This is a genomic window from Clostridium sp. (assembly GCF_050717515.1).
Taxonomy (GTDB): Bacteria; Bacillota; Clostridia; order Clostridiales; family Clostridiaceae; genus Clostridium_AD.
In genome coordinates, this window is the sequence record NZ_JBOITL010000042.1 from 216,462 (window position 1) to 234,049 (window position 17,588).

The 17,588-nt window shown below is 34.5% G+C and carries 18 protein-coding genes and 1 riboswitch; of the genes, 13 read left to right on the plus strand and 5 right to left on the minus strand.

The genetic code is table 11. The features are described from left to right. The first annotated feature begins 58 nt into the window (after positions 1–58). The 12 genes from ACREV6_RS25340 to kamE all read left to right on the plus strand — a co-directional run bounded on the left by ACREV6_RS25340 (position 59) and on the right by kamE (position 12,041). A complete protein-coding gene (locus ACREV6_RS25340; protein WP_431580815.1) occupies positions 59–820 on the plus strand; it encodes a DUF2087 domain-containing protein in 762 nt (253 codons plus the stop codon). A gap of 16 nt (positions 821–836) precedes the next feature. Then, entirely contained in the window at positions 837–1,730 is an 894-nt protein-coding gene (locus ACREV6_RS25345; RefSeq protein ID WP_431580816.1) for a GNAT family N-acetyltransferase, read from the plus strand. An 80-nt stretch (positions 1,731–1,810) separates the two neighbouring features. After that, positions 1,811–1,992, plus strand: a riboswitch (Lysine riboswitch). A gap of 147 nt (positions 1,993–2,139) precedes the next feature. Continuing rightward, positions 2,140–2,520: a 3-aminobutyryl-CoA ammonia lyase gene (kal, locus tag ACREV6_RS25350; RefSeq protein ID WP_124997282.1), complete on the plus strand. Its 381-nt coding sequence runs from the start codon at positions 2,140–2,142 to the stop codon at positions 2,518–2,520. A 55-nt stretch (positions 2,521–2,575) separates the two neighbouring features. Next, entirely contained in the window at positions 2,576–3,409 is an 834-nt protein-coding gene (gene kce, locus ACREV6_RS25355; RefSeq protein WP_431580817.1) for a 3-keto-5-aminohexanoate cleavage enzyme, read from the plus strand. Next, positions 3,402–4,055, plus strand: coding sequence for an acetate CoA-transferase subunit alpha (gene atoD / locus ACREV6_RS25360; protein ID WP_431580818.1), 654 nt, complete (start codon positions 3,402–3,404; stop codon positions 4,053–4,055). The genes kce and atoD overlap by 8 nt, the downstream gene beginning before the upstream one ends. A 1-nt stretch (position 4,056) precedes the next feature. Further along, positions 4,057–4,722 (plus strand): 3-oxoacid CoA-transferase subunit B, encoded by a 666-nt coding sequence (locus ACREV6_RS25365; protein WP_431580819.1) that lies wholly within the window; start codon positions 4,057–4,059, stop codon positions 4,720–4,722. A gap of 15 nt (positions 4,723–4,737) precedes the next feature. Beyond that, positions 4,738–5,775, plus strand: a complete 1,038-nt coding sequence (gene kdd, locus ACREV6_RS25370) for an L-erythro-3,5-diaminohexanoate dehydrogenase (RefSeq protein WP_431580893.1) — start codon at positions 4,738–4,740, stop codon at positions 5,773–5,775. Positions 5,776–5,880: 105 nt separating this feature from the next. Further along, positions 5,881–7,134, plus strand: coding sequence for a lysine 2,3-aminomutase (gene kamA, locus ACREV6_RS25375; RefSeq protein WP_431580820.1), 1,254 nt, complete (start codon positions 5,881–5,883; stop codon positions 7,132–7,134). Positions 7,135–7,153: 19 nt separating this feature from the next. Then, entirely contained in the window at positions 7,154–8,179 is a 1,026-nt protein-coding gene (gene kamB, locus ACREV6_RS25380; protein ID WP_503417278.1) for a lysine 5,6-aminomutase reactivase subunit KamB, read from the plus strand. A 1-nt stretch (position 8,180) separates the two neighbouring features. Further along, positions 8,181–9,650 carry a lysine 5,6-aminomutase reactivase ATPase KamC gene (kamC, locus tag ACREV6_RS25385; protein ID WP_431580822.1) on the plus strand — a complete coding sequence of 490 codons (1,470 nt, stop codon included), beginning with the start codon at positions 8,181–8,183 and terminating at the stop codon, positions 9,648–9,650. A gap of 1 nt (position 9,651) precedes the next feature. Further along, positions 9,652–11,253: a lysine 5,6-aminomutase subunit alpha gene (gene kamD / locus ACREV6_RS25390; RefSeq protein WP_431580823.1), complete on the plus strand. Its 1,602-nt coding sequence runs from the start codon at positions 9,652–9,654 to the stop codon at positions 11,251–11,253. Beyond that, the gene (gene kamE / locus ACREV6_RS25395; RefSeq protein ID WP_431580824.1) at positions 11,253–12,041 is read left to right on the plus strand and encodes a lysine 5,6-aminomutase subunit beta; all 789 of its coding nucleotides are present in this window, start codon (positions 11,253–11,255) and stop codon (positions 12,039–12,041) included. The genes kamD and kamE overlap by 1 nt, the downstream gene beginning before the upstream one ends. A 146-nt stretch (positions 12,042–12,187) precedes the next feature. Here the strand turns inward: kamE and ACREV6_RS25400 are convergent, their stop codons facing one another. From ACREV6_RS25400 to ACREV6_RS25735, 5 genes are all read right to left on the minus strand, one after another. After that, positions 12,188–12,562: a DUF956 family protein gene (locus ACREV6_RS25400; RefSeq protein WP_431580825.1), complete on the minus strand. Its 375-nt coding sequence runs from the start codon at positions 12,560–12,562 to the stop codon at positions 12,188–12,190. Between the two features lie 191 nt (positions 12,563–12,753). After that, on the minus strand, positions 12,754–13,665 hold the full coding sequence (locus ACREV6_RS25405) for a PTS system mannose/fructose/sorbose family transporter subunit IID (protein WP_431580826.1): 912 nt from the start codon (positions 13,663–13,665) through the stop codon (positions 12,754–12,756). Positions 13,666–13,684: 19 nt separating this feature from the next. Further along, positions 13,685–14,491, minus strand: a complete 807-nt coding sequence (locus tag ACREV6_RS25410) for a PTS mannose/fructose/sorbose transporter subunit IIC (RefSeq protein WP_431580827.1) — start codon at positions 14,489–14,491, stop codon at positions 13,685–13,687. Positions 14,492–14,527: 36 nt separating this feature from the next. After that, positions 14,528–15,505 (minus strand): mannose/fructose/sorbose PTS transporter subunit IIA, encoded by a 978-nt coding sequence (locus ACREV6_RS25415; RefSeq protein WP_431580828.1) that lies wholly within the window; start codon positions 15,503–15,505, stop codon positions 14,528–14,530. A 72-nt stretch (positions 15,506–15,577) separates the two neighbouring features. Continuing rightward, complete coding sequence (locus ACREV6_RS25735; RefSeq protein ID WP_503417277.1) at positions 15,578–15,712, minus strand: PTS sugar transporter subunit IIB; 135 nt, start codon at positions 15,710–15,712, stop codon at positions 15,578–15,580. A 353-nt stretch (positions 15,713–16,065) separates the two neighbouring features. On the opposite strand from ACREV6_RS25735, the gene ACREV6_RS25420 reads away from it, so the two are divergent. Next, entirely contained in the window at positions 16,066–17,337 is a 1,272-nt protein-coding gene (locus ACREV6_RS25420) for a M14 family metallopeptidase (RefSeq protein WP_431580829.1), read from the plus strand. Positions 17,338–17,588: the final 251 nt, after the last annotated feature.

Consider the following 17,588-nt stretch of genomic DNA (forward strand, 5'->3'; position numbering starts at 1 on the left):
ATATATTATATAAACTTACAAGTATGAGAACATGATATGTTAGAAGGAAGGGATTAATATGGACATTTCAAAATCATTTTGGGAGTCATCTATAGAGGATATTTCTAAAGGGTACATCTATGATAAAATTTCAGAAAATTATATTTGTCTTTGTGGAGAAGCATTCACTAAAGGACTTATATTTAACAAGGATGGAGTTCTTATGGAGGCTGAGATGGCGGTTAAGGTTCACATAGGTAAATCTCATGGATCTGTCTTTGAATACTTATTGTCTTTGGATAAAAAGTATACAGGGTTATCAGATGTTCAAAGTAAGATTTTAGAATATTTTTATAGTGGATATAGTGATAAAGATATTATAAAAATGGAAGGTGAAGGTAGTGAATCAACTATAAGAAATCATAGATTTAAATTAAAGGAGAAAGAAAAGCAAGCAAAAACTTTTTTAGCTATGATGACTTTACTTTCTAAAAATCATATCAATGATGATGATGATGATAAAAAATTAGTAGAGATTCACAGGAGGGCAACCATGATTGATGAGAGATACGTAATTACGGAAAAAGAAAAAGAAAACATTCTTAAAAATTATATTGTGAATGATAAGATAATTAAGATACCAAGAGCTGAAAAGAAAAAAATCGTTATTCTTCAATGTTTATTACAAAAGTTTCAGAAAAATAAGAGATATACAGAAAATGAAGTAAATGAAACTATTAAATCCATGCATGATGATTATGCAGCTCTTCGTAGATATTTGATCGAGTACGGGTTTATGGATAGAGAAGATAACGGAAGTGCTTATTGGGTAAATGACTAAAAGGGGGGGTGAGCGAATGGAGATTAAACAATTTAAAATAATATCTACTTCGCAGAAGAAGGAACTATATAATTTCATTAAAAACACAGATTTAACTTATAATAGAACCTATATAGAGATGACTAAAATATATGAAAGTGATACTTTTAATCAGGGAGACACTGTTTTTATACTATTTAACAGGGGTCAGATTAAAGGAAGCGTGGCTGTAATAACTAAGGAAATCAGTATTAATGGAGAGGCATTTATTACAGATATTTGTGTTGAAAGAGAAAAGGCAGAAAAAAATTTATGCTTTTTAATGGAGGAAATAGTTAAATGTTGTAATGCATATAATGCTAAAAGTATAAAAATTGGTATTCGTGAAAGTGAAACACATCTTATCCCATATATTAATAAATTGGAATTTACTCATATTTATGATGCAGTAGTAATGAAATATAAAAAAGATAAAAATATGGTTTTGGAAGAAAATAATAATATGGACCTTAGGCCTCTTTGTATATTAAATTCATATGAATATATGAATATTCATAATGAAACATTTAGAAATAGTTCTAATGGAGGAACTATTAATGACCTGGATGCAAAGGATTATATAGTTCAATATGCTAATAACGAAGATTTCATTGGAATATGTTTTGCCAAAAATAAGCCATGTGGTATATATGAGCTTTCTATAGATGGGAATACAGGATGGGTTGATACTCTAGGGATTAAGCCTATTTATCAAAAAAAGGGGTTGGGAAGGGCATTAGTAGTAAAATGCATTAAAAAACTATATGAGAAAAATTTAGATGAAATTAAACTTTTAGTGATTACCTCTAATGATATTGCAGTGAACATGTATAAGCAGATGGGATTTGAAGAGGAAAGTGTGTTTTCTTATTGGTTTGAAAAAAAATATTGATTTTTTTGAAAAAAGTATTGTATTTGAATTATTAACAGATTATAATTTAAATGGGAACAATAAAATAAAATTTAATAATTCACATAAATAGAGGTGCAAAAAAAGAGGTAGTTTTTGAATGCTAAGGATATGGACGTCCAATATCAAAAACGAAGGATTTATTTGCCGAAAGAGTATTTTGGTTCTTCAAGATATTTCTTGGGGATAGAGAGTAATATTTCTATCACTGCCATAAAGATTTTTATGGAGAGCTATTTATGTAATGGAAAATAATTTTTCATTGCATTAATAGGTTGAGTACTTCTGTTAATTAAGGCACTGAAAATTTAGTGCCTTTTTTTATTTTCAAAATAAAAGCAGCATAAGTACTACAAGCCTGACAACTACAATAAAAGAGGAGGAAGGTAAAATGAAATCTTTAATCAGATTGAGAATGAGTGCCCATGATGCACATTATGGTGGAAATTTAGTGGACGGAGCAAGAATGCTTCAATTATTTGGGGATGTAGCTACAGAACTTTTAATTTTAAATGATGGTGATGAAGGATTATTTAAAGCATATGATGCTGTAGAATTTTTAGCACCAGTTTATGCAGGAGACTTTATCGAAGCTGTTGGAGAAATAGTGAAGGTAGGAAATTCATCAAGAAAAATGATTTTTGAAGCAAGAAAAGTTATAGTGCCAAGACCAGATATAAATGATTCAGCTTGTGATGTATTAGAAGAGCCAATAGTAGTTTGTAGGGCCAGTGGAACTTGCGTTGTCCTAAAAGATAAGCAAAGAAAATAACGCTTAATGTAAACTTTTTCATCTAGTATTTGATACTTAAAAAGGGGGTTACAACGTGGGAAAATTAATAATTACTGCAGCTATATGCGGGGCAGAAGTTACAAAAGAACATAATCCAAACGTACCGTACACTGTTGAGGAAATAGCAATAGAAGCTGAAAAAGCATATAGTGCAGGGGCTAGCATTATTCATCTACACGTAAGAAAAGATGACGGGACACCTACTCAAGATAGGGAGAGATTTAAGGCCTGTATGGAAGCTATTAAAGATAGATGTCCGGACGCAATTGTTCAGCCTTCTACAGGTGGAGCAGTTGGTATGAGTAACGCAGAAAGATTACAACCCGTTGACCTAAGGCCAGAAATGGCAACTTTAGATGCTGGTACTTGTAATTTTGGTGGGGATGACGTTTTCGTAAACACCGAAAACACTATTAAAGAATTTGGCCAAAAGATGATGGAACTCTCCGTAAAGCCAGAAATAGAAGTTTTTGATAAGGGCATGATAGACATGGCTATAAGACTTCAAAAGAAGGGATTTATAAAAACTCCAATGCATTTTAATTTTGTTATGGGTGTAAATGGAGGGATTTCTGCTACTCCAAGAGATTTGGTATTTATGGCAGGAAGCATTCCAGCGGGAAGTACATACACTGTATCAGGTATAGGTAGAAGCGAATTTCAAATGGCAGCCATGGCTATTGTTATGGGTGGACATGTAAGAGTTGGATTTGAAGATAATGTATATATTGAAAAAGGCATACCAGCTAAATCAAATGCAGAATTAGTAGAAAGAGTAGTTCGACTTGCGAAAGAGCTGGGCAGAGAAATAGCCACTCCACAGGAAGCAAGAGAAATATTAGGTTTACAGGGGGGTAACAATGAATAAAGTTGTATCTTTAGAACAAGTTAGGCCTTTACTTAAAGATGGAATGTCAATAATGATAGGTGGTTTTTTAGCCTGTGGAACACCTGAAAAGATGATAGACTTATTAATAGAAACAAATGTTAAAAACTTAACTATAATAGCAAATGATACAAGTTTTATAGATAGAGGAATAGGTAAACTTATAGTAAATGGTCAAGTGAAAAGGGTTGTAGCTTCTCATATAGGAACAAATGCTGAAACAGGAAGACTTATGACAGAAGGTAAAATGGAAGTAGAACTTGTGCCACAAGGCACACTAATTGAAAGAATAAGAGCAGCAGGGGCTGGCCTTGGTGGAGTGCTTACTCCTACAGGCGTTGGTACTATGGTGGAGGAAGGAAAACAAAAACTTACTATAGATGGAAAAGAATATTTACTAGAGCTTCCAATCAAAGCAGATTTAGCACTTGTTTATGCAAGCGTAGCAGATGAAATCGGAAATGCAGTTTATTATGGAACAACAAGAAACTTTAATCCAATTATAGCTACTGCAGCGGAAATTGTGATAGTAGAAGCAGAAAAAATTGTGAAAGTTGGAATGCTTGATCCAAACAATATTATTACTCCAAGTGTATTGGTTGATTATATTATAGGGGAGGCTAATTAATATGATTACAGATAGTAAGCTTGCAAAACAGATTATTGCAAAAAGAATTGGTAAAGAACTAAAAGACGGGCAACTTGTTAATTTAGGAATAGGGCTTCCGACGTTAGTTACAAACTATATTCCTGAAGGTGTCCATGTTACTTTCCAATCAGAAAATGGTATGGTTGGTATGGGAGCTACTCCGCCAAAGGGAGAGGAAAACAAGGATATAACTAATGCAGGTGGTCAATTTACTACAATACTTCCTGGTGGAGCATACTTTGATAGTGCTATGTCTTTCACTTTAATAAGAGGTGGACACGTTGACATGACTGTTCTTGGGGCGTTGGAAGTAGATCAAGAAGGGAATTTAGCTAATTGGATAGTACCAGGCAAAATGGTTCCAGGTATGGGTGGAGCAATGGATTTAGTAGTAGGAGCTAAAAAGGTTATTATTGCAATGCAACATACAGCTAAAGGAACTCCTAAAATCTTAAAGAAATGTACACTACCACTAACCGCAAAGGCGCAAGTTAACCTTATAGTTACGGAACTTGGCGTAATGGAAGTTACGGATAAAGGGCTTGTACTTATTGAAATTCATAAAGAGACAACAGTTGAAGAAGTTAAATCGCTTACTGGGGCAGAGCTAATAATATCAGAAAATCTAAAAATAATGGATATATAAGAGGAGGAACTTATGATGAATAAAGGATGCAAATACGGTACTCATAGAGTAATAAACCCAAAAGGTGTGTTACCACAGCCAGCAATTAAAATATCAAATGATATGAATATATTTGATAATGAAATCTTAATTGATGTTCAAGCTTTAAATATAGATTCAGCTAGTTTTACACAAATAGAGGAAGAAGCGGGTCATGATGTTGAAAAAATAAAAGCTAAAATCATTGAAATTGTAGCTGCCAGTGGAAAGATGCAAAATCCTGTAACAGGTTCAGGTGGAATGCTTATTGGAACAGTTGAAAAAATAGGCGAAGCTTTAAAAGGAATAACTGATCTTAAAGTTGGAGATAAAATCTCTACATTAGTTTCATTATCATTAACGCCACTAAGAATAGATGAAATTATAGATATTAAACCAGACATCGATAGAGTTGTAATAAAAGGAAAAGCTATTTTGTTCCAAAGCGGATTATATGCAAAACTTCCAAAAGATATGGATGAAAATTTGGCATTAGCAGCATTAGATGTTGCAGGAGCACCAGCTCAAGTTGCTAAACTTGTGAGGCCTGGTCAATCAGTTCTCTTACTCGGCGCAGCAGGAAAATCAGGAATGCTTTGCTCATATGAAGCGGTAAAGAGAGTAGGACCAACAGGAAATGTTATAGGTCTTGTAAGAAACCAAGAAGAGAAAGAGAGATTAGAAAGATTAGGTTTAAGAATGCAAATAGTTATTGGAGATGCTAGAAACGCTATTGATGTAATGAATGCTACACTAGCACATAACAATGGGCAAGAAGTTGACGTATCAATAAACATAGTTAATGTTCCAAATACTGAAATGTCAACAATCCTGCCAGTAAAAGATAACGGTATAGTTTACTTTTTCTCAATGGCTACAAGCTTTACAAAAGCAGCACTTGGAGCTGAGGGTGTAGGTAAAGACGTTACTATGATTGTAGGAAATGGGTATACTAAAGGGCATGCAGAAATAACTCTTGAAGAGTTAAGGGAAAATGAAACATTAAGAAGTGTATTCGAAGAATTATACGTTTAATTATGAGTTATAGAGGCAATATATGATATATTGTATGGTCTATAAAACATATTAACATATCAGCTACACATCATGAAAAAAATATTACACGATGGAGGTACTAATATGAAAGTTAATAGAAGAGTTGAATTATTTAAAGAGGTAACAGATCAGCAGTGGAATGATTGGAAATGGCAGGTGAAAAATAGAATTGAAACTGTGGATGAACTAAAAAAATATATACCATTAACAGAAGATGAAGAGGAGGGTGCAAGAAAATGCACTCAAACATTAAGAATGGCAATAACTCCTTACTATCTATCTTTAATAGACCCTAGTGACCCACATGACCCAATAAGAAAGCAAGCTATACCAACGGGGCTTGAATTACACCAGGCAGATGCTGATTTATTGGACCCGCTACATGAAGATGCAGATTCACCAGTGCCAGGACTCACTCATAGATATCCAGACAGAGCATTGTTATTAATAACTGATCAGTGTTCAATGTACTGCAGACATTGTACAAGAAGAAGATTCGCGGGACAAAGCGATAGTGCTATGCCAATGGATAGAATAGATAAAGCTATCGAGTACATCAAAAATACGGTGCAAATTAGAGACGTATTATTATCAGGTGGAGATGCGTTACTTGTTTCAGATGATAAATTAGAATATATAATCAAAAAATTAAGAGAAATCCCGCACGTTGAAATAATAAGATTAGGTTCAAGAGTGCCAGTAGTTCTTCCACAAAGAATTACGCCAGAACTTGTAGATATGTTAAGTAAATATCATCCAATTTGGCTTAATACTCATTTTAATCATCCAAATGAAATTACAGAAGAGTCAAAACTTGCCTGTGCTCGAATGGCAAATGCAGGAATACCTTTAGGGAACCAAACAGTTCTTTTAAGAGGGGTTAATGATTGTACACATGTAATGATGGAACTCGTTCATGATCTTGTTAAAATTAGAGTTAGACCATACTATATCTATCAATGTGACCTTTCTATGGGACTTGAGCACTTTAGAACACCGGTATCTAAAGGAATAGAAATTATTGAAGCACTAAGAGGGCATACTTCAGGATTCTGTATACCAACATTTGTTGTTGATGCACCAGGTGGCGGTGGAAAAATTCCAGTAATGCCAAGCTATCTTATATCCCAAAGCCCTGAAAAAGTAGTACTTAGAAATTTTGAAGGTGTTATAACTTCTTATCAGCAACCAACTAGCTATACATCAGATTGTCATTGTGACGTTTGCGAAGGTAAGAAAAAGGTTCATAAAGTAGGAGTAGCAGGTCTATTAAATCATGAAGGAATGGCAATGGAACCAGTTGGACTTGAAAGAAATTTAAGAGCACATCACGAATAAAATGAAACACAATCAAGAAATGCTCAGTATTTTCCAAATGGTTCAAAAATATGAGAGCATTTCTATAATAGGAATGAATAAAAATGTAGGAAAAACAACCACCTTAAATCATATATTAAGAGAGGCCAGAGGGAGAATGACCCTTGGCCTTACCTCTATAGGAAGAGATGGAGAAGACCAGGACTTAGTAACTGCAACAGAAAAACCTAAAATTTACGTAGAGTGCGGAACTTTAATTGCAACTGCCAAGCAATGTTTATTAAATAGTGATATAACTCGGGAGATTTTAAAAACTACTGGTTTTAATACTCCTATGGGAGAAATAGTTATATGTAGAGCACTAAGTGACGGATATGTAGAACTTGGAGGTCCATCTGTAAATTCTTATATGACTTTAATATGTGAGGATCTTAAAAAATTTGGAAGTAAGCTTACAATTGTGGATGGGGCTCTTAGTAGAAAAACTTTTGCTTCTCCAGCAATTACAAATGCTACAATTTTATCAACTGGAGCAGCACTTTCAAAAAATATGGCTGTGGTTATAGAAGAAACTAGTCATGCTGTTAAATTATTATCCACAGAAAATGAAGTAGATGATGAAATATTAAAGCTGGCCAGTGAAGTTTTGTGCAAAGGAAGAATAGGTATTATTAGCCGCGGCAATAATATGAAAATTCTAGATGTACTTACAGCTCTCGGATCTTCTAAGGAAATTGCTGAGGTAATGGACGAAACTACTTCTTATGTAGTTATTAAGGGCGTAGTTTCAGATAACCTTCTAGAAGATATTATGAGCACCACAAAAATGTATAGGGGAGTAACTTTTCTAGTTGAAGATGGAACAAAGTTGTTTTTAACTAGGGATACCCTTTATAAATTTAAAATTCAAGGTGGAATCATAAAAACAATAAATCCAATTAATATAGTATGTGTTACATCTAATCCAAAATCACCTTATGGGTATGAATTTGATAAGTGTAAGTTTTTAGATGGACTTAGGAACAATTTAAATGTACCTGTATTTGATGTAATTGGAGGGGAGTAAAATGAAATTTTTAGATAAGCAGCAGAGAGAACAAATTGGGTTTTCTTTTGTAATGGATAAACTGGGAATAACTACAACCTATGGACTCCAGGAAAAAAAAAATATTGTGCCCTTTAAAGATTCAGAAATAGATAAATTAAACCATGAATTAAATAGTCTAGAAAGTATAATTAATTCTATGGTTTCTCATAAGGAAGAGTATAACGCAATAGGAAGAATATTTTGTAAGCTTAAAGATGTTAGAAATTCTATTAAAAGATGTAGCGAAGACAAAATATTAGATGAGGTTGAATTATATGAAATCAAATATTTTTCAATGCTGTCAGCAGAATTGAAAAATGTGTTAGAGGACTTAGATCTTAATATAGAAGACATTTATTTAGAATCATTACAGGGAATTATTTATACTCTGGACCCACAGGGGTCAGGAATACCTACTTTTTATGTTTATGATGAGTATTCTAAAACCTTGAAATCCATTCGTGAAAAGAAAAGGCAGAAGGAAAAGGAGATTTTTACTGCAAAAAATGATGAAGAGATAAGTGAGCTAAAACAGCAGCGGCTAGACTTAGTTATAGAGGAAGAAGCAGTAGAACTACGAATTAGAAAAGAGCTAACATTAGATATTTCTAAAGATACTAAGGCTCTAAACCAGAATATAAAAGCCATAGGTAGATTGGATTTTTTAATTGCTAAAGCCAATTTAGCCATAGCTTATGGTGGGACTCGGCCAAAAATTTGTAACGAAATGAAGATTCATCTTGATAGCGCTTTTAGTCCTGAAATTAAAGAAATATTAGAAAAAGATAAAAAACGATTTACCCCCGTTAGTATAGATCTATTTGCAGGAACAACTATTATAACTGGTGCAAATATGGGAGGTAAAAGTGTTACTCTAAAAACTATTGTTCTGAATCTATTGCTAGGTCAAATGGGCTTTTTTGTATTTGCAAAAGATGCGCAGTTTTCAATTCTTGGGTTTATTCATTTTGTTTCGGATGACATGCAGTCAGTATCCAAGGGTCTCAGTACATTTGGAGCAGAAATAATAAAGTTAAAAGAAGTGGTAGAGTGTGCAAAAAGAGAAGATGGATTTATAGCTCTAGATGAGTTTGCCAGAGGCACTAACCCAAAAGAAGGGTACTTTCTTGTGAAATCTCTTGCTAGATACTTGACTAAATTTAACTCTGCAAGCCTTATATCAACTCATTATGACGGAGTGGTTGAAGGTAGTATGGAGCATTATCAAGTAATGGGACTTAAAAATGTAGATTTTGATGATTTAAAATATAAAATAAATGATAATAAAACTCATTCTGTTGAATTAATACAAGAGCATATGGAGTACAAGTTAGAGAAGGTTTCAAAAGAAAATAAAGTACCAAAAGATGCACTTAATATAGCATTATTACTAGGACTTCAAAAGGAAATAGTAGATATAGCAAAAGGTTTTTATAATGAGGAGGATTAATATGGAAAGCAAGTTAAATTTAAATTGGGCTGTAGTTGATAAAGCTAGACAATCAGCTAAAAATATAGCAAAAGATACACAAGAATTTATTGATATACATACTACAGTAACAGTAGAAAGAACTGTTTGTAGACTTTTAGGCATTGATGGGGTAGATGAAGTGGGAGTACCTATTCCAAATATCGTCGTGGATAATATTAAAAATGGCAACGGATTAGCACTTGGTGCTGCAATGTTTATGGGAAATGCTATGGTTGAAACTGGTCTTTCGCCACAAGAAATTGCGGAGAGTGTAGCAAAGGGTGGCATAGATTTAACTAAACTTCCTATGCATGATGAATTTGAAATAAAAATGGCTGTAGATAAAGTAGCTAAAGCAATGGTTGCTAAAATTAGTGAAAATAGAGGCAAGAGAGAAGCCTATCTTAAAAGATTCGGCGATAAGAGTGGCCCATATCTTTATGCAATAGTTGCTACAGGTAATATTTATGAAGATATAACTCAAGCAATAGCAGCAGCAAAGCAAGGAGCAGATATAATTGCAGTTATAAGAACCACAGGACAAAGCTTACTTGATTTTGTTCCCTATGGAGCTACAACAGAAGGCTTTGGAGGAACAATTGCATCACAAGAAAACTTCAGGCTGATGAGAGCAGCCCTTGATGAAGTAGGAGAGCAGCTTGGAAGATATATAAGACTTTGTAACTATTGCTCAGGATTATGTATGCCTGAAATAGCTGCAATGGGAGCTATAGAAAGATTAGACGTAATGCTAAATGATGCTCTATACGGAATTCTTTTTCGCGATATCAACATGCAAAGAACTATAGTTGATCAATATTTCTCAAGAGTAATTAACGGATTTGCTGGAGTTATAATAAACACTGGTGAAGATAACTACTTAACTACAGCAGATGCAGTAGAAGAAGCTCATACTGTACTTGCGTCTCAATTTATAAATGAACAATTTGCAGTAGTTGCTGGAATTCCAGAAGAACAAATGGGACTTGGTCATGCTTTTGAAATAAGCCCAGATGTTGAAAATGGATTCATATATGAACTGGCACAAGCGCAAATGGCAAGAGAAATTTTTCCTAAAGCTCCACTAAAATATATGCCTCCAACTAAGTTTAAGACTGGAGATATATTTAAAGGTCAAGTACAAGATGCATTATTCAACATGGTTACTATTATGACAGGACAAAAACTACATCTTCTAGGAATGCTTACAGAAGCAATACACACTCCATTTATGTCAGATAGAGCTCTTGCAATAGATAATGCTCAATATATATTTAGAACTATGAAAGATTTAGGATCAGAAATAACCTTCAAAAAAGGTGGCATAATGGAAACAAGAGTAGACGAAGTATTAAATAAAGCAGCAGATTTAATCGGAGAAATTGAAAAAGAGGGTTTATTTAGTACAATAGAGCAAGGAAAATTTGCAGGAATTAAGAGGCCACTTGCTGGTGGAAAAGGACTTGCAGGAGTTGTAGAAAAAGAAAAAGCTTACTTCAACCCATTTATAGATTTAATGTTAGGAGGCACAACAATTGATAATTGCTGTGCACAGAATGAGCACGCAAGGGGGAAAAAGTAATGAGTGAGGGACAATATTCATTAGAAGTTAAAGATTATGATAAAAGTTTAGATTTAACAAAGCTTAAACCTTATGGTGATACAATGAATGACGGAAAGGTTCAAGTGAGCTTCACACTTCCAGTAGAAGATAATGAAAGAGGAGTAGAATCGGCACTTCAACTTGCCAAATCTATGGGACTTAAAGATCCAAACTGTGCTCATCATCGCGCTTTAGATAGTGAATTTAGTTTCTATGTGGTTTATGGTTCATTAATACATACCGTAAACTATGAAGAAGTCCATGTTCAAACTGTAGAGGGCGAAGTAATGGATATGAAAGAAATTGGAGAGTATATAAAAGAAAACATTAAGCGTGAAGTCATAATAATTGGAGCGAGTACAGGCACAGATGCTCATACAGTTGGTATTGATGCTGTAATGAACATGAAGGGTTTTGCAGGTCACTATGGCCTTGAGAGATATCCTATGATAGAAGCTTTGAACTTAGGAAGCCAAGTTGAAAATGAAGAATTCATTAAAAAAGCAATAGAGCTTAAAGCAGATGTTCTTCTAGTTTCTCAAACAGTAACTCAAAAGGATATACACATTCAAAATCTTACAAATTTAGTGGAATTGTTAGAAGCAGAAGGAATAAGAGATAAAGTTGTTTTAATTTGTGGAGGACCAAGAATAACTCACGAACTTGCTAAAGAGCTTGGATATGATGCAGGCTTTGGACCAGGTAAATTTGCAGATGACGTAGCAAGTTTTGCTATTACAGAAATGGTTGAGAGAGGACTCGTTTAAGTAGATAAGGCTTGAAAGAAATTCAAAATGTACGCCAGAGTAAACTAAAAAAAGTCTACTCTAGGGGTACATTTTTATGTTTAACTAGGAGCCGAAATCAAATTGCTTTTCACCTAATTTATACACATGATAAGTTCTTTAGTTGATCAACCCTTCTTAAATCTCGATTGCACCGCTCGTTTGACCACATCAAAAAAACTTAACGAATTAACCATATGACTTGGATCAACATATTTTCGAATAGCACGAAGTACTTTTTTTGGTTCTTTAGAAGAAAAAATATAGTTACCATTTTTCTTCGTTTGGATTGCATATCGTGGAATCCACTTTCCTTTTAGCAATACGGACGCAATGACATTGTCAACCTCTTCCCAAGGAATTTGAATATATTTGCGAGAATCACGAGAATTATAAAACTCAAAACCTTTGTCGCCAATCATAATTTTACCATATTCTGTAAAACCCGTTAAGGCCGTTGCCTCAATTACTAGATCCACCTTTGTATTGAGTGATTGTACCATAAGATTTACCTCTCTTCTATTGTATGTTTTTAATTTGTTTCTATTAATTAATAAATCATTTTACTTATTGACTATAATTTATAATATACCTTCTTAAGATGAAATAATCAAGTGATGCAAGGCACAACTGTCAAAACCAGTTTTAGTAACAAAAAAACCCAGGCTAAAAAGCCCAGGCTGAGTGAAAAATATTACATTAAACCGATTAAGTGGAAAACAATCCCGACTGCGAACAGCCCAAAAATAATTGCAATTGGGGATACTTTCTTCTTAAGCAACCACATACAAAGTAATGTCAATCCTAATCCTGCAATTCCAGGAATCAAAGAATCCAAGTTATTTTGTAGTGTAGTAACCTTATCAGAAGTTAATGACAAACCACTTCCTTGTTGTAGCAGTGCTTCTTTAATACCTTCTGCTCCAGCAGGAATTTTGCTCCAATCAATGAAGGCTCCCTTAGCTAATTTAACGGTTGATACTATAGGTGTAAATGAAACGGATACCCATCTGTTAACTAATGATCCCAAAATGAACATACCAAGGATGGATGCTCCTTTTGTAACATCTTGTAATAAATTACCTGATACATCATCGGTAATACGAGAGCCTGCTTTGTAACCAAACTCTTGTGTATACCACGTAAATGACATACGGATGGCATTCCAAGCAAGGAAAAAGATAATTGGTCCAAGTATGTTACCAGCCATAGCAAGAGAAGCAGCTAATGCCCCTAAAATTGGCCTAACAGTAAACCAGAAAACTGGATCACCAATGCCCGCCAAAGGACCCATCATACCGACTTTAACACCTTGAATAGTTATATCATCGATTGGTAAACCATTTGCACGGTCTTCTTCTAAGGCTAATGTTACACCAATGACTGGTGAAGCTACATATGGGTGAGTGTTAAAGAACTCCAAGTGACGTTTGAGTGCAGCTGCACGATCTTCTTTGGTCTTATATAATTTTTTGATTGCTGGTATTAATGCGTATGCCCAGCCACCGTTTTGCATTCTTTCGTAGTTCCAAGAACCTTGAAGGAAAGTTGAACGCCACCAAACAGAAATACGATCTTTTTTTGTTAATGTTATTTTATTTGCCATTTTCGTGTCCTCTCCCTTCTTAGTAAGTGTCAATAATATCGCCTAATGGATCACCAGTATTTGAGCTTCCACCATTACCTGAGCCGCCTTGTTTAGAAAGCTTTAAGTAAATAAGAGCCACACATACACCGATTGCCCCTAGTCCGATAAGTGTAATTTGTGAAATAGTTGCAAGCACAAAACCAATTGCAAAGAATGGCCATACTTCTTTTGTAGCCATCATGTTGATTACCATTGCATAACCCACAGCTACCACCATTCCACCACCGATTGCCAGGCCACCTGTTAACCAAGTAGGCATAGCTTCAAGTGCTGAACGAATAGGACCAGCACCAACTGCTAAGATCAAGGCTGCTGGAATTGCAATACGTACACCCTGCATACAAATAGCAATGATATGCCACATTTCAACTTTTCTGATATCTCCTTGTTCAGCAGCGGCATCCATGAAATGTACAAATATTGTTGCAATGGTACGACAAAGAATTGTTAATAATAGCCCTGCAACTGCTAGCGGAACAGCAATAGCATAAGCTGCTGGAACCCCTGCTGTGCCTTGGCCACCAAGAACTAGAATAATTGCAGATGCAACAGATGCAAGCGCTGTATCTGGCGCTACGGCAGCACCGATATTTGCCCAACCTAAAGCAATCATTTGAAGAGTACCACCTAAAATTAGGCATGGTAGTAAGTTACCTGTAACTAAGCCAATTAACGTACACGCAATTACTGGTTGGTGGAATTGAAATTGATCCAAGATGCCTTCCATACCAGCTATAAATGCCACGATAACGACTAATATCATTTGGAAAATATTTAGATCCATGATTATTAATCCTCCTTTTTCATTTAAATAGTTAGATTATTTCAGTTTATTTAATTCGCCTTGTGCTTTTTTAAGGATTTCGTCCATATTTCCTTTTGAATCATTTGGAACTTTACGAACATCAAAAGTAAGTCCAGCTTGTTTAAGCTTATTGAAGGTATCAATATCGTCTTGATTGAAAGCAAGTACTTTATTTGGTTGAACTTTACCTATAGCATGAGCCATAGAGCCAATATTGATTGTCTTAAGTGGTACTCCACCTTCTACCGCGCGAAGTACATCTTGTGGATTTTCAAAAAGAAGCAATGCGCGTTGTCCACCAAAAGATTGATCATTTTTTGCAAGTTTAATCATTTGATTAACTGGAACAACATGAGCTTTAACACCTGGTGGAGCAGCCTGTTGGATCAATTTCCTACGAAGCTCATCTTTGGATACTGCATCTGACACCACAATAATCCGGGTCGGTAGCACACTTTTTGACCAAGCAGTCGCAACTTGTCCATGAAGTAAACGGGAGTCGATACGAGCTAAAACGTATTCAAATGACCCAGGTGCACCTACACTCAATTTTTGAGCAGTCGCATTTGAAGATTTAGCATTATCCGCTGGTTCTAATTCTTCTGGCTTAACTTTAACTCCTTCTTTAGCTGGTTTTAAGATATAAGCCGCAAGTTCCTGTGCGGACTCCATTGAAGAACGTGAAGCATAAGCTTCAATCACCATTGGTAGATTCATACCAGATACGATTGCCCATTTATCTTTGTGTTCTTCAAATAGACCATTCGCTTGGTTGAATGGTGTACCGCCCCAAAGATCAACTAAGAATAAAACCTCATCTTGGTTGTCAAATGATGCGATTGCGTCTTTCATTTTTGCTTTAAGATCATCAGGGCCTTCACTAGGCATCAACGTAACAGCTTGTACGTTTTCTTGTTCTCCGAAAATCATCGCACCAGATTGCAAGATGCCTTTAGCAAATTCTCCGTGACTAGCAAGAATTATTCCTACCATCTTTTATACCTCCTATTTTTTATTTGTTACAGTAAAATTTATATAAAAGTTCCGAAAAACCTGTAACCAAAATTAATAATTACGATATATTTCAATTAATTTACGAATTGTAATGACATTTGATTTTACTCCAGGTGGAGATGCTTGTTTTAACAAAAAAAATTGGAGCTCATCACAAGCAATCATCAATCCCATATCCATCACCATATAATAAGTGTCCCCTATATATTTTACATATTGAATTTATTAGTATTATTTTTAGTATATTCTTATATGCAATATTATACAAATAAGTTTTTAATATTAAATTCATAATGAACACTTGTTATACATGATAAAATGATAATGTGGTGAAAATTAATTTCACCACATTCGTTATTCTCTTCTATATAATAGTATTACATAACGAAACAAAAATATTATTATAAACATATCAAATGTTATATTGATTCAAATATTTAATAAATTATTTTATTTTTTTAATATGTTCATTTAAAACTGTAACGTTTTTCATTAAATTTCATAAAATAGTAGTATAAGAAATTTTAGGAGGGGGGAATTTGCAAATCCTAAAGATAGGCTCAAGAGGAACCGAGGTAATGGAAATACAAGCACTACTTAATAAATTAGGTTATAGTGTGGACGGGATAGATGGAATTTATGGATCTAAAACTGCAGCAGGAGTATCCATGTTCCAAAGATATTTTGGCCTATCACCTACAGGAGTAATAAATGATGATACTTACAAACTCATGAATAGATTTTTAATAGGTTATGATACTTATAGAATTAGACCCGGCGATACACTATATCTTATAGCAAGGAGGTATTACACTACCCTTCAAAGTATAATTACTGCCAATCCTCAAATAAATCCTAATAATTTGCAAGTTGGACGTGAGATTATAGTGCCTTATTCATTGGAGGTGGTTTATACAAATATTGACTACACTTATGACATCATGAAAAAAGATTTAGAAGGACTAAAGGCTAGGTATCCATTTATTGAAGTTGACAGTGCAGGCAAAAGTGAGCTAGGAAAAGAACTTTATTATATAAAACTCGGGAATGGACCTAATAAAATTTTTTATAATGGGTCTCATCATGCTATTGAATGGATAACTACTGTACTTTTAATGAAGTTTATTGAAAATTTTTCTAAAGCCTATGCTACAGGACAAACTTTAGAGGGATACAATGTCCAGGATATATGGAATAAAAGCAGTATATATGTGATGCCTATGGTGAATCCAGATGGAGCTAACTTAGTGCTTAATGGGCTAGATAGGAGTAACCCATACTACAATGATTTAATAAAGTGGAATAATGGAAGTACGGATTTTTCTAAAACTTGGAGTGCAAATATAAGGGGGGTAGACCTTAATCATAATTACGATGCTCTATGGCTAGAGTCAAAGGAGGCAGAAAAAAGCTATGGAGTATATGGACCAGGGCCTTCAAGATATTCAGGTACGGCGCCAGAATCAGAATCAGAATCTAAAGCTGTAGCAGATTTTACGAGAAAAAATAATTTTAGATTAGTGATAGCTTATCATAGTCAAGGGGAGGTAATATACTGGAATTTTCAAAATTTAGCTAGTCCGGAAGCTAGAAAAATAGGAGAGATATTTTCAGGCCTAAGTGGTTATGAACTCGCAGAAACCTATGGAATTACAAGTTTTGCAGGATATAAGGATTGGTTTATAGATAAATATAGAAAACCTGGCTACACCATTGAGGTTGGACTCGGAGAAAATCCTCTTCCAATAAGCCAATTCAATAAAATTTATAAGGATAACATTAAAGTATTATTAGAAGGAGCATTGGTTTAAACCTTTATGATCATCAAAGTTCGGCATGTAGGCTGTTCTGATAGTAGAGCATTCGTTAACAGACTCTAAGTTTATTCCATGAAAAAGTTCCTAACGCACTTATTCGACATCCTGTCTCAGAAGTGCTAGCAGACCGTCCTGGTCTGCTTACGGAACTTTTTCACTACATAAACTAAGAGCCTGTAAAACTCATTATATACTATCGGTCACATCCTACATGCCGAACATTCAATGGTTATTAAGATAGTAGT